Source organism: Sphingomonas sp. CFBP 13706 (genome assembly GCF_014842355.1).
Classification (GTDB): Bacteria; Pseudomonadota; Alphaproteobacteria; order Sphingomonadales; family Sphingomonadaceae; genus Sphingomonas; species Sphingomonas aerolata.
In genome coordinates this window covers 207,839-220,360 of the sequence record NZ_JACYVM010000003.1, presented here as the reverse complement: position 1 = coordinate 220,360, position 12,522 = coordinate 207,839, and the positions used below count along the sequence as shown (strand labels likewise).

Here is a 12,522-nt window from a genome sequence, read left to right as displayed (position 1 = left end):
ATCCTCCGACCGGCGGGGCCGCGCGGACGCGGCCCCGGGCGATCACTTGCCGCGCAGCGTGTTGAGCAGCGCGATGCCGACGACGCCGACCAGCGCCGCGGTGGCGAACGGACGATCCTTGGCAAACGCACGCGCCTTGTCGGCGAGCGGTGCAACGGTGTCGGTCGCGGTGCCGATCGCCTTGTTCGCGGTGCCTGCGATCTGGTCGGCGACGCCGCCGGCCTGAAGCGAGCTGTCGCCCGTTGCATTGCCTGCTGCCTGCTTCGCCGAACCGAGCAGATCCTGGCCTTCACCCTTCAAGGTCGTCGTGTTCATGCTAAACTCCTATGCTGGACGGCATCCGGAACGGATGCGCTCGGACCGCTGAACGGCCGACACGCCAAGATGTGCCATCGACCTGCGCATAAACCGCCCGCGCAGGGTCGAGCGGCCCGTTACCAGCGATACCCGATCGTTGCCTGCACCGTGCGGCGGTTGCCGTACCAGCACCAGGCATAGTTGGCGAAGCAGCTCGTCAGATACTTCTTGTCGAACAGGTTGGTCGCGTTGACGCCGAGATCGACATTGGCGAGCCGCGGGCTGAGCTTGCCCAGATCGTAACGCAGCAGCGCGTCGAACACCGTATAGGCGGGTGAATAGCGCGCGACGCGGTCCGAATAGAAATCGGCATAGGTCTTGTCGACGTGCCGCACCGCGCCGCCGATCGCAAAGCCCGATGCCGGCCCCTCGGTCGGCGCCCATTCGAGGTTCGCCGAGATTCCGCCGCGCCCGACCGTCGCGAGCGGCAGGCCGATATTGGCGGCAACGACGTCCTCGACCTTCTTCACGCGCTGGCGGCTATAGGCGAGCTTGGCGTTGAAGCCGTAGGGCAGCGGCGCGCTCGCCTCGACCTCGACACCCTGCGACCGGACCTTGCCGATCTGCTCCGCCGTGAAATCGGGATAGGACACGACGACATTGGTCTGCTCGATCCGGAACCAGGCTGCGGTGACGAGGATCGACGTGCCGGTCGGCTGATATTTCACCCCCGCCTCGATCTGCTTGCCGAGAGACGGCTTCGGGGGGCTGCCATCGCGCAGTTCCGCATTCTCCGGCTGGAACGAGGTCGAGTAGCTTGCATAGGGCGCCAGCCCGAACGGCAGCAGGTACAGCGCGCCCGCGCGCCAGGTGAACTTCTCGTCCTTCTGCGCCTGGCCGTCGCGCGCCTGGCGGGCCCAATCCTGGCGGCCGCTCAGCGTCACGCGCAGACCGCCGACCGCGATCTGGTCCTGCGCATAGACCCCCTGCTGGCGCTGGCGGACATTGGCCGAATCGACGCGGGCCAGGCTGCCGTCAAAGGCGTAGCCCGCGACCACGAACGGCGACTGCGGTGTCGGCATCGTCCCGTAGACCGGGTTGAAGACGTCGATCGGCGACGCGCCGCCAAAGGCCGAGAGTCCGGCCGAATGCGCGACCTGCCGATCGGCGCCGAACAACAGGCTGTGCGTGAGCGGTCCGGTGACGACCTTGCCGGTCAGCTGATTGTCGAACGTCCAGTTGTTCAGCTGTTCGCGCGTCGAATAGGAGTAGCGGCCATAGACGGTCGGCGCCGTCGCAAACGGATCGAGCGCCGGCCCGCCGGCATAGACGATCCCCAGATTGCTCTTCACATATTGATAGCGACCCGACGACCGCAGCGCCCAGCCGCTACCGAAATCATGGTTGAAGATATAGGTCAGCGCCGCCTGTTCGCGGCTGAAGAAATCGCCCGGCTCGCCGCCGTAGAACTTCGTCGAGATCTTGCCCGCCGGGTTGTCGATCAGGGTGCCGAGCGCGGGGAAGACGCCGTAATTGCCGTTATAGGGATCGTGCGAATAGGCGCCGAGCAGCGTGAAGCTCGTCCTGCTGTTCGCGCCGGCGGTCACCGCGGCGGAGATCGTCTGGCGCTCGCGCTTGCCCTGACCCTGGGTCTGCTGGTCGTCGGCGCCGTTCGCGCTGCCATAGATGCGCCACAGCACGTCGTTCCCCGCGCGCCCGCCGATATCGGCGTCGACGCGGTACAGGTCATAGCTGCCATAAGTGCCGCTGACCGCGCCATAGAGGGCGCGGTCGAGCGGCAGCTTGCTCGACTCCGCGACCAGCCCGCCGGGGCTCGACTGGCCGTAGAGCACCGACGCCGGGCCCTTGATGATCTCGACCCGATCGAGCCGCGACACGTCGACCTGCGGCACCGCATAGCCGGTCGCGCTGCCGAACTGGCGCAGGCCGTCGAGATAGACCGGTGCGTCGAACCCGCGCAGCTTGAACTGGTCGTACACTTCCGCCGATGCGCCGCGCGTCTCGGGGGTCACGCCCGCAACGAAGCGCAGCGCCTGATTGAGGTTCTGCAGTCCCAGCCCGGCAATGTCAGCGGCGCTGATCACGGTGATCGACTGCGGGGTCTCGACGATCGGCGTCGCGCTCTTCGTCCCGGACGACGCGATCGTCGTCGCCTTCTCGCCGGTCACGACGATCACGCCGTGATCCTGCGGCTCGGACGTATCGGATTCGTCGAGGCTTGTTGTCGCTGCCACAGATGCGTTGGGGGTCGTGTCCTCCGACGCGGACCCGGCCCAGGCCGGTGTTGCGGGCAGCGCGGCCGTGAGAATAGTGCCGGCGAGCAGCAGGCGGGCGAAGCGACGATCGGACATGAAAAACCCCTTTCCGGCTCGCTACTGTTGTCGCGACTGATTTGCAATAGCGTTGCGACCGATTCGCAAACCGCGTTTTCAATGGCTTGGAAAAGCGGTTCACCGTTCGCGTCTGAGCGGTGGTCCTGATAGGGTGTTGCCATGGACTTCTTCCCCGCCCTTACCGACGCGCACCGCGCGTTCGTCGAACGCCAGCCCGTGTTCTTCGTCGCGACCGCGGCCGAGGGTGCGCGGATCAACCTCAGCCCGAAGGGCATGGACAGCTTCCGCGTTCTTGACGCTGGCACCGTCGCCTATCTCGACGTCGGTGGCTCGGGGAACGAGACCAATGCGCATCTCGCTGCCGACGGACGCATCACGATCATGTTCTGCGCGTTTGACCGCCCCGCGCTCATCTTCCGCATCTATGGGCACGGCACCGCGGTGCTGCCGCAGGACGATCGCTGGGACGCGCTTTATGCGCAGTTCACGCCGTTGCCGGGTACGCGGCAGATCTTCGAGATCGCGGTCGATCAGGTGCAGACGAGCTGCGGTTGGGGCGTGCCCGTCATGACGCTCGATCGCGAACGCCAGACTCTGTCCAAATATCATGCCGGGCAGAGCGATGCCGAACGGCTCGCCGAATGGGCCGAGCATCCGCGCAGCATCGACGGTCTGCCGACGCGCGTGCCGACCGTCGCGCCCGGTGCAGCCCGATGAGTCTCGCCGAGCTTGGCCGCTACAGCCGCAACGAGGCGCTGATCATCGCCGGCCGGCTCGAAAGCGAGGGCATCGCCGCGATGGTGTTCGACGGCGACATGGCGATCGGCGACGGCAGCGATCTGCTGATCCCGGTCCGCGTGATGGTCGATGCCGACGATTTCGCCGAGGCACGCGCGATCATTCCCGACCGCTGAGCGAATAATCGTCCGGAAACGCGCTGCCCGTTTTTCAGGCAATCGTCGCGCGCTGCACAGTTTCTAGCGGCCCGGCGCGTCCGACACCCCGTCCCCGCCCCGTCCCGCACCCTGCCGGTAAACTGGCACGGTCGTTGCGTTGTGTTCGACGTAACAAGGGGAAGGGGCGCGATGAAACTCGTCATTGCCATCATCAAGCCGTTCAAGCTCGACGAGGTGCGCGAAGCGCTCACCACGCTCGGCGTGGCGGGCATGACGGTCACCGAGGTCAAGGGGTTCGGCCGGCAAAAGGGTCAGACCGAGATTTATCGCGGTGCCGAATACACGACCAACATGGTGCCCAAGATCAAGGTCGAGGTCGTGTGCGCGACGAGCCTGGTGGACCGCGTGGTCGAGGCGATCCAGGCATCCGCCAACACCGGCGCGATCGGCGATGGCAAGATCTTTGTGGTCGACGTCAGCCAGGCGGTGCGCGTCCGCACCGGCGAGACCGACGACTCGGCGCTCTGAGGGGAGGGGGACACGATGAAGCATGACATGAAGACAGCCGCCGCTGCGGTTCTGGGGTTCGGTGCCGCGCTGGTCGCCGCCGCGCCCGCCTTTGCGCAGACGGTCGTCGCACCCGCGGCCGCGCCCGTCGTCGCCACCGTCAACAAGGGCGATACCGCCTGGATGATGACCTCGACGATCCTCGTCCTGATGATGATCCTGCCGGGTCTCGCCCTGTTCTACGGCGGTCTCACCCGGTCGAAGAACATGCTCTCGACGATGACGCAGATCGGCGCGGTCGCAGCACTCGCGATGCTCATCTGGGTGATGTGGGGCTATACGCTGGCCTTCGGTCCCGACGTGACCAATCCGCTGCTCAGCAACTTCATCGGCAGCCTCGACAAGGCATTCCTCAGGGGGATCACCCCGGCCTCGCAGGCGGCGACCTTCACCGCGGGCGTCGAGATTCCCGAATATGTCTTCGTCTGTTTCCAGATGACCTTCGCCGCGATCACGATCGCACTGGTGCTCGGCTCGGTCGTCGAGCGGATGAAATTCTCCGCGGTGATGGTGTTCGGCCTGGTCTGGCTGACGATCGTCTATTTCCCGATCGCGCACATGGTCTGGGCCGCGTCGGGCTATTTCTTCAAGGCCGGTGCGCTCGATTTCGCGGGCGGGACCGTCGTCCACATCAACGCGGGCGTTTCCGCGCTGGTCGCCGCACTGATGCTCGGCAAGCGGATCGGCTATCCCAAGGAGCCGATGGCGCCGCATTCGCTGGTGATGACCGGGATCGGCACCGGGCTGCTCTGGGTGGGCTGGTTCGGCTTCAACGCCGGCTCCGCGCTTGAAGCGAACGGGTCGGCCGCGCTGGCGATGATCAACACCTTCGTCGCGACCGCGTCGGCCGCGTTGTTCTGGATGCTTGCCGAGCGGCTGTCGGGTCACAAGGGGTCGGCACTCGGCTTCTGCTCGGGCATCGTCGCAGGGCTGGTCGCGGTGACGCCGGCGGCGGGCAATTCGGGCCCGTTCGGCGCGATCGTGCTGGGCGCGATCGCCTCGCTGATCTGCTTCATGGCGGTGTCGAAGATCAAGCCGCTGCTCGGCTATGACGACTCGCTCGACGCGTTCGGCATCCACGGCATCGGCGGCATGGTCGGCGCGATCGGCACTGCCGTGGTCTATGCGCCGTCGCTCGGTGGCCCGGGTGCCGCCGACTATGCGATCGGCGCCAAGCTGCTGGTGCAGATCCAGGCGGTTCTCGTCACGATCATCTGGGCCTCGGTCGGCACCGTGATCGCGATCCTGATCGCCAAGGCGGTCACCGGCCTGCGCGTCTCGCCCGAAGTCGAGGTCGAGGGTCTCGACATCGGCGAGCATGGCGAGCGTGCCTATAACTGATCCTGTTCGGTAGCGGGCCGCCCGAGCCCGCACCCACGATGTTCCTCCTGCGGACAACCTGGCCCGGTGCGCACAACGCACCGGGTCTTTTTTTGCGTGTCGATCGCGGTGCCGGCAGGGCGCCCGCTAGACGCCGATGTTCCTGGGCGCCAGCCGCCGGATATCGAGCACGTCGACCCGCGAGAGCATCACCGCGCCGAGCGTCCGGTCGCCGGTTTCGACGAGGATTCCTTCCTGCGTCGCGCGCACCGTCCGCCAGGTGACCTCGCGCACCGCGATCCGCTTGCCGACACGCTTGACCGCGGCGACACGGCCATCATCGGCGACCGCGAGCGCGCCGCGCCCATCGGCGCCGACGACCGCGCCCGACACGGCAAAGCCCGGCAGTTGCGCCTGCGCCGCCTCGGCGGCCTCCTCGGCGGTCTCGATCCGTATCACACGCCGCTTCCGGACCGTCGCCCAGCCGATACCGCCGACCGACGCCACCAATGCCGCGACCGCAGCCCCGATCACCGCGGGGCCGAGCGCGATCGGGATCATCGCGGCCCTGCGAGCGCGTCCAGCATCGGGCGGATCCCGCGCAGGTCATAGCCCGCGTCCTCGGCCTGCGCGAGCAACAGGTTGGGATTGCGCCCCGCCTTTGCCGCGGCCAGCGCCCACAGATTGCAGCTCCGTGTGCCCGACCGGCAATAGGCGAGGACGGGGCCTTTGGCCTCGGTCAGCGCCTGAGTCATCGCGTCGATCTGTGGATGCGAAAAGCCCGCATGCGTCACCGGGATCGCGACATAGTTCAGGCCGGCTGCCTCGGCCGCCGCACGGATCGCGTCGCCCGAAGGCTGGCCCGCATCCTCGTCATCGGGGCGGTTGTTGACGATCGTCTTGAAGCCCGCCGCGGCAATGTCCGCGACGTGCTCGACCGCGATCTGCGGCGCGACCGAAATGCTTTCGTTGATGTGCCGGATCATGCGGACTCGCGGATAACTGCCAGAAAGGCATCCCCATAGGCGTCGAGCTTGCGCGCGCCAATGCCCGATAGCACCGCGAGCGCCGCCCGCGACGCGGGTCGCTGCGCCGCCATGTCACGCAGCACCGAATCGTGGAAGATCACATAGGGTGGAACGCCCGCGTCCTTCGCCAGATCACGGCGGCATACGCGCAGCGCCTCGAACAGTGGATCGTCGACCGGGTTCGGCACCGCGCCGGGTGCAGCCTTGCGCCGCCGCTCGCGCTTGGGCGGCACGATCACCGACAGCGCCGCCTCGCCTTTCAGGATCGCCTTGGCCGCCGGTCCGAATTCGAGGCCGCCGTGCGGGTTCGTCCGCAGCGCATCCTTCAGCATCAGCGCGCGCGATACGGGTTTCAACAGCGCCACCTCGTCGCCCTCGACGATCCCGTAGACCGACAGCGCCTCATGCCCGTTCATCAGGCTGCGCTCCGACGACACGCCCGTCAGGATACCCTCGATATAGCCGACGCCGAACATCTGCCCCGTCCGGAACACCGCCGACAAGAATTTCCGCGCGGTCTCGGTCGCGTCGACCGCATCGACATTGCCGAGGCAATTGTCGCAATTGCCGCAATCCTCGAGTCGCTCCTCGCCGAAATGCTTGAGCAGGATGCGGCGCCGGCACCCTGCGGTCTCGACCAGCCCGCCCATCGCGGTCAGCCGCTGGCGCTCGCCCGCCTGCCGCTCGGGCTCGACCTCGCCGATCCGCTGGCGGGCGCGCGCGAAATCCTCCGCACCCCAAAACAGGTGCGCGATCGCCGGGTCGCCGTCACGCCCCGCGCGCCCCGTCTCCTGATAATAGGCCTCGATCGATTTCGGCAGCCCGGCATGCGCGACGAACCGCACGTCGGGCTTGTCGATCCCCATCCCGAACGCGACGGTGGCGCAGATCACCATGTCCTCGCTCGCGACGAAATCCGCCTGGTTCTTCGCGCGCACCTGCGGATCGAGCCCCGCATGATAGGCCCGCGTCGGCCGCCCGCTGCGCCCCAGCGCCTCGGCGAGCTTCTCGGTTGCCGCGCGCGTCTGCGCATAGACGATCCCCGGCCCCGGAATCTTCTCGAGGATGTCGGCAATCTGCCGGTTGACGTTGTCGCGTGCCGAGATCGCATAGCGGATGTTCGGCCGGTCGAACCCCGACACGATCAGCCCTTCACGCGAGATGCCGAGCTGTTCGAGGATATCCGCGCGCGTATGGGCATCGGCGGTCGCGGTCAGCGCGAGCCGCGGCACGTCGGGGAAGCTGTCGAGCAACGGCCGCAGCAGCCGATAGTCGGGGCGGAAGTCATGCCCCCACTCACTGACGCAATGCGCCTCGTCGATCGCGAACAGCGAGAGCTTCGCCTGAGACAAAAGGTTGCGGAAGCTCTCGTTCGAGGCCCGCTCGGGCGCGACGTACAGCAGATCGAGATCACCCGCACGGAACCGCGCGATCGTCTCCTCGCGATTGGTATCCACGCTCGTCAGCGTCGCCGCTTTGATCCCGACCGCGGTCGCGGCACGCAACTGGTCGTGCATCAGCGCGATCAGCGGCGACACGACCACGCACGTCCCCTCGAGCATCGTCGCCGGCAGCTGGTAACACAGCGACTTGCCAGCTCCGGTCGGCATCACCGCCAGCGTCCGCTGCCCCGCAAGCACGCGGTCGACGACATCGCGCTGCACGCCACGAAAATCAGGAAAGCCGAAGATGCGCTGGAGATCGGGAAGGGGGTCGAGTGCCATCGCCGTCTAGGTAGCGATCCCCGCTGCGATGTCGAGGATAGCGCGGGTCTTATCGCTTGATGTACACCACCCCGGCGGAGGCTGGGGTCCGGTTGGAAAGGCGGCGATAACGGTGCGCAGTCCGTCGTGATTACCGTCTCCCAATTGGGCCCCGGCCTTCGCCGGGGTGGAAGATGGTGGGACGACCCTATTCCGCCGCGAGCGCCCCCGCGTCATCGCCGGCGCGCTCCTGCGCCTGGCGGTTCCACATCTCCGCATAGACACCTTCGCGCCGCAGCAACTCGGCATGCGTGCCCTTCTCGACGATCCGCCCCGCCTCCAGCACGACGATCTGGTCGGCATGCACCACGGTCGACAGCCGGTGCGCGATCACGATCGTCGTGCGACCGCGCTCGATCGCCTCGAGCGTGTCGAGGATCTCCGCCTCGGTGCGGCTGTCGAGCGCGGACGTCGCCTCGTCGAGGATCAGGATCGGCGGGTTCTTCAGCAGCGTGCGTGCGATCGCCACGCGCTGCTTCTCGCCACCCGACAGCTTCAGACCACGCTCGCCGACGCGCGTCGCATAGCCCAGCGGCTGGCGTTCGATGAACCCCGCGATCGCCGCGCCCTTCGCCGCCGTCTCGACCTCGGGTATCTCCGCCCCCTCACGGCCATAGGCGATGTTGTAGCCGATCGTGTCGTTGAACAGCACGGTGTCCTGCGGGACGATTCCGATCGCCGCGCGCAATGATGCCTGGCGGACCTGCGCAATGTCCTGTCCGTCTACGGTGATCCGCCCGCCCGTCAGGTCGTAGAAGCGGTAGAGCAGCCGGGCGAGCGTCGACTTGCCCGCGCCCGATGGTCCGACCACCGCGAGCGTCGATCCCGCGGGCACGTCGAGCTCGAGATCGCGCAGGATCGGCCGGCCCGCATCATAACCGAACGAGACATTCTCGAACCGGACATGCCCCGCGCTGACCGCCAGTACGGGGGCGTCGGCCACGTCGACGACGGAAGCGGGTGTGTCGATCAGGTCGAACATCGCCGCCATGTCGAGCGCACCCTGGCGGATCGTGCGATACACCATACCGAGCAGGTCGAGCGGCCGGAATAGCTGCGCCAGCAGCGTGGAAACGAAGACCACGTCGCCCGCCGACGCCTCGCCCCGGCTCCACCGCCACACGACGAAGCCCATGCCGCCCGCAAGCATCAGATTGGTGATCAGCGCCTGGCCGAGGTTCAGCCATGCGAGCGAATTCTCGCTCTTCACCGCGGCTTCGGAATAGGCGGTGATCGCGCTGTCATAGCGCTTCGCCTCGCGCTCCTCCGCGCCGAAATACTTGACCGTCTCGAAGTTCAGCAGCGAATCCACCGCATGCGCGACCGCACCAGTATCGAGGTCGTTCATGCGTGCGCGCAGCGCGTTGCGCCAGTCGGTGACCATCCGCGTGAACGCGATATAGCCGACCACCATCACGACCGTCGCGACGACCAGCGGCCAGCCGAACTTGGTCCAGAACAGGCCTAGCACCAGCACGAGTTCGAACAGCGTCGGCGCGATGTTGAACAGCAGGAAATAGAGCATCGTGTCGATACTCTTGGTCCCGCGCTCGACCACCTTGGTCACTGCGCCCGTTCGGCGCGACAGATGGAAATCGAGGCTCAGTGCATGGAGGTGGCGAAACACCTGCGCCGCCAACCGCCGCGACGCGTCCTGTCCGACACGTTCGAACACTGCGTTGCGCAGATTGTCGAACAGCGTCGTCCCGAATCGCGAGGCCGCATAGCCGACCACCAGCAGCGCGACGAGCGTCAGCGCGCCGCGGTCGTTCCCCGCCATCCGGTCGACCGCATATTTCAGCGTGAAGGCCGCGCCGAACACCTGCACCAGCTTCGACGCGATCACTAGCAGCATCGCGACGACGATCCGCACCTTCAGCTTCGGCTGCCCCGCCGGCCACAGGAACGGCAGAAAGCGGCGGAGCGTCGGCAGCAACGGCTGGTCCGCGCGGGTGGAGGTGTAGGTATCAGGGGGCATTGCTGGTGGTGATGTAGGCGTGGTCAAGCCCCGGCGAAAGCGGTTGACGGAACAATCCTGCCACTTCGTCGCTTTTCATACCGTGTCCAACGCCGGGCACGGCGATCCACTGGAGAATGAAATGGAACCGTTGTTCTACGTCATGGCCATCATGGGTTGCAGTGACGGCAATATGAACTGCACCGAGGCACGGGTCGTGCCGGCGCGCTACGAGACCATGGCGCAGTGCCGTGCGGCACTCCCCGATCAGCTCGCGCAGAACACCGACGTCCCCTATCCGATGATCGGCGCCAACTGCCGCACCGCGGGCGCGCAGATCGCCGTGACAGGCAAGGCCAAAGCACGGGGCTGATCCGCTCGTGTGGGGGTCACCGCCCGTCCCCCCCTCCGTTCGTGCTGAGCGAAGTCGAAGCACAGGCCCCGAACGGATGCCCTTCGACTTCGCTCAGGGCGAACGGAAGGGGCAGGGACAGACGTTGAATGTGCTAGGGCCGGATCTACCGCGGTCGTGTCCACAGCCTCGGATCGCGCGGCGTACGCGGATACAGCCGCTCCCGCGCCGCTGCTTCCCGCGCGGCTCTCGCGATAAATCCCAGCTTCTGCGCCCCGGACGTCGTAACGCGGTGATCCCAGGCATGCTCGCCACGCGCTGCGACGGTCCGCCCGATTGCGCCATAGATACCGGCCGCCGACAGCACGGCCCAGGCCGATCGGAACGATAACGCGGGCGTGCCCTCCCGTGCGCTCGCCTCGAACGCCGCCGCGCGGTCCGCCATCCGCTTGGTGAGCACCGCGAGGCGCGCGCGGAATGGCGGCTTCATGTGCTGGCCGGGCGGAAAGTCCATCTCGACCAGCCAGTCCTCGGGCAGGTAGCAGCGCCCGACCCGGTCATCCTCCTCGACATCGCGCATGATATTGGCGAGCTGGAATGCCATCCCCAGGTCACAGGCGCGGTCGAGTGTGTCCTCGTCCTCGGGATCGACCCCCATCGCGATCGCCATCATGCAGCCGACGACGCCCGCGACATGGTAGCAATATTTGTAAAGGTCGTTTTCGGAGCGCGGTCGCCACTCGCGCGCATCGAGCGCGAAGCCCTCGACCAAATCGCGCGCGAACCGCTTGGGCATCCGCGTCTCGGCGGCGACGATCCGCAGCGCGTCGAATGCGGGTTCGCCGACGACTTCGCCCGCCAGCGCCTGCTCGGTCATCGCGGACAGCGTGACGAGCCGCGCCGGGGCATCGTCGACCACGGTCATGCCGTGCCCGTGATCCTGCCCGTCGGCGATATCGTCGCACCGCCGGCACCAGGCGTAGAGCAGCCACGCACGCTCACGCGTCGGCTTGTCGAACAACAGGCTGGCGGCCGCGAAACTCTTCGATCCGCGCGCGATCGACTCCTTCGCCGTCGCGACGATCGCTTCGCGGGTGGGGGAGGGGGAGGTCATGCCGTCACCGTTACTACCACCCCGGCGAAGGCCGGGGTCCAGGTGGGAAAGCGAGTGTAACAACGCTTAGAGCGAGCCAATCCGCGTCCCCCAACTGGGCCCCGGCCTTCGCCGGGGTGGAGCAGGATAGTATGCGGCGCGAAGACGCTCACAGATCCGACGCGTTCATCCGGACGATCGGCTGCGTCGGCACATGCTCCGCCATCCGGTCGAGCAGCAGGTCGAGCGTATCCGCGACGATCAGCAGGTCGCGGTGCTGCGGTCGCAGGAAGCCGACCTCGCCCATCTTGTCCCAGAACGCGATCAGATGGTCGTAATAGCCCGCGGTGTTGAGCAGCCCAACGGGATCCGCATGATAGCCGAGCTGCGCCCAGCTCAGCGCCTCCCACAGCTCGTCCATCGTGCCCGTACCACCGGGAATCGTCACGAACCCGTCCGACAGGTCGGTGAACATCTGCTTGCGCTGGTGCATGCCCTGCACGACGTGGAGTTCGGTCAGCCCCCGGTGCGCGACTTCGGCATCGACCAGCGCCTGCGGGATCACACCGATCACCTCGCCGCCACCCTCGAGCGCACCGTCGGCGATCGCGCCCATCAGGCCGGTGCGGCCACCGCCATAGACGAGGCCGATTCCGCGCTCGGCAAAGGTCCGTCCCAGCGCGCGTGCGCCTTCGATATACAGGGGATCAGCCGGCGTCGCCGACCCGCAATACACAGCAAGTCTTTTCATGTGGCCTCGCTAGGGGAAGCGCGCGTGGTGCCGCAAGAAAAGAATGGGTTCGCGCGGAGACGCGGAGGCGCGGAGTTGCAGCACGGGTCGCGGAGCGACTTTATACCATGATGACGTACAGCCGAGAGGTTTTCCGACCGATAG

At 66.9% G+C, this 12,522-nt stretch carries 13 protein-coding genes; 5 read left to right on the top strand and 8 right to left on the bottom strand.

The features are described from left to right. Window positions 1-42 precede the first annotated feature (42 nt). Both IFS44_RS07635 and IFS44_RS07630 read right to left on the bottom strand, forming a co-directional pair. Complete coding sequence (locus IFS44_RS07635; RefSeq protein WP_192098062.1) at window positions 43-315, bottom strand: CsbD family protein; 273 nt, start codon at window positions 313-315, stop codon at window positions 43-45. A gap of 119 nt (window positions 316-434) precedes the next feature. Then, on the bottom strand, window positions 435-2,669 hold the full coding sequence (locus IFS44_RS07630; protein WP_192098061.1) for a TonB-dependent siderophore receptor: 2,235 nt from the start codon (window positions 2,667-2,669) through the stop codon (window positions 435-437). Window positions 2,670-2,810: 141 nt separating this feature from the next. Between IFS44_RS07630 and IFS44_RS07625 the strand changes: the two genes are divergently transcribed. From IFS44_RS07625 to IFS44_RS07610, 4 genes are all read left to right on the top strand, one after another. After that, window positions 2,811-3,368 (top strand): pyridoxamine 5'-phosphate oxidase family protein, encoded by a 558-nt coding sequence (locus IFS44_RS07625; protein WP_031439289.1) that lies wholly within the window; start codon window positions 2,811-2,813, stop codon window positions 3,366-3,368. Next, window positions 3,365-3,565 (top strand): putative signal transducing protein, encoded by a 201-nt coding sequence (locus IFS44_RS07620; protein ID WP_192098060.1) that lies wholly within the window; start codon window positions 3,365-3,367, stop codon window positions 3,563-3,565. The genes IFS44_RS07625 and IFS44_RS07620 overlap by 4 nt, the downstream gene beginning before the upstream one ends. Window positions 3,566-3,736: 171 nt before the next feature. Then, complete coding sequence (locus IFS44_RS07615) at window positions 3,737-4,075, top strand: P-II family nitrogen regulator (protein WP_192098059.1); 339 nt, start codon at window positions 3,737-3,739, stop codon at window positions 4,073-4,075. A gap of 27 nt (window positions 4,076-4,102) precedes the next feature. Then, the gene (locus IFS44_RS07610) at window positions 4,103-5,455 is read left to right on the top strand and encodes an ammonium transporter (protein WP_244650033.1); all 1,353 of its coding nucleotides are present in this window, start codon (window positions 4,103-4,105) and stop codon (window positions 5,453-5,455) included. A gap of 126 nt (window positions 5,456-5,581) precedes the next feature. Here IFS44_RS07610 and IFS44_RS07605 read toward each other — a convergent pair whose 3' ends face one another. The 4 genes from IFS44_RS07605 to IFS44_RS07590 all read right to left on the bottom strand — a co-directional run bounded on the left by IFS44_RS07605 (window position 5,582) and on the right by IFS44_RS07590 (window position 10,203). After that, window positions 5,582-5,995 (bottom strand): hypothetical protein, encoded by a 414-nt coding sequence (locus IFS44_RS07605; protein ID WP_192098057.1) that lies wholly within the window; start codon window positions 5,993-5,995, stop codon window positions 5,582-5,584. Continuing rightward, window positions 5,992-6,420, bottom strand: coding sequence for a TIGR01244 family sulfur transferase (locus IFS44_RS07600; RefSeq protein ID WP_031394698.1), 429 nt, complete (start codon window positions 6,418-6,420; stop codon window positions 5,992-5,994). The genes IFS44_RS07605 and IFS44_RS07600 overlap by 4 nt, the downstream gene beginning before the upstream one ends. Continuing rightward, the gene (gene recQ / locus IFS44_RS07595) at window positions 6,417-8,186 is read right to left on the bottom strand and encodes a DNA helicase RecQ (protein WP_192098056.1); all 1,770 of its coding nucleotides are present in this window, start codon (window positions 8,184-8,186) and stop codon (window positions 6,417-6,419) included. Before recQ ends, IFS44_RS07600 begins: the two co-directional genes overlap by 4 nt. A 187-nt stretch (window positions 8,187-8,373) precedes the next feature. Beyond that, window positions 8,374-10,203 carry an ABCB family ABC transporter ATP-binding protein/permease gene (locus tag IFS44_RS07590; RefSeq protein WP_192098055.1) on the bottom strand — a complete coding sequence of 610 codons (1,830 nt, stop codon included), beginning with the start codon at window positions 10,201-10,203 and terminating at the stop codon, window positions 8,374-8,376. A 19-nt stretch (window positions 10,204-10,222) separates the two neighbouring features. Here IFS44_RS07590 and IFS44_RS07585 point away from each other — a divergent pair, with 19 nt between their 5' ends. Continuing rightward, the gene (locus tag IFS44_RS07585; protein WP_244650032.1) at window positions 10,223-10,555 is read left to right on the top strand and encodes a hypothetical protein; all 333 of its coding nucleotides are present in this window, start codon (window positions 10,223-10,225) and stop codon (window positions 10,553-10,555) included. 145 nt (window positions 10,556-10,700) lie between these two features. Here the strand turns inward: IFS44_RS07585 and IFS44_RS07580 are convergent, their stop codons facing one another. Continuing rightward, the gene (locus tag IFS44_RS07580) at window positions 10,701-11,648 is read right to left on the bottom strand and encodes a phytoene/squalene synthase family protein (protein WP_192098054.1); all 948 of its coding nucleotides are present in this window, start codon (window positions 11,646-11,648) and stop codon (window positions 10,701-10,703) included. A gap of 148 nt (window positions 11,649-11,796) precedes the next feature. Then, a complete protein-coding gene (locus tag IFS44_RS07575; RefSeq protein ID WP_031394045.1) occupies window positions 11,797-12,378 on the bottom strand; it encodes an LOG family protein in 582 nt (193 codons plus the stop codon). Window positions 12,379-12,522: the final 144 nt, after the last annotated feature.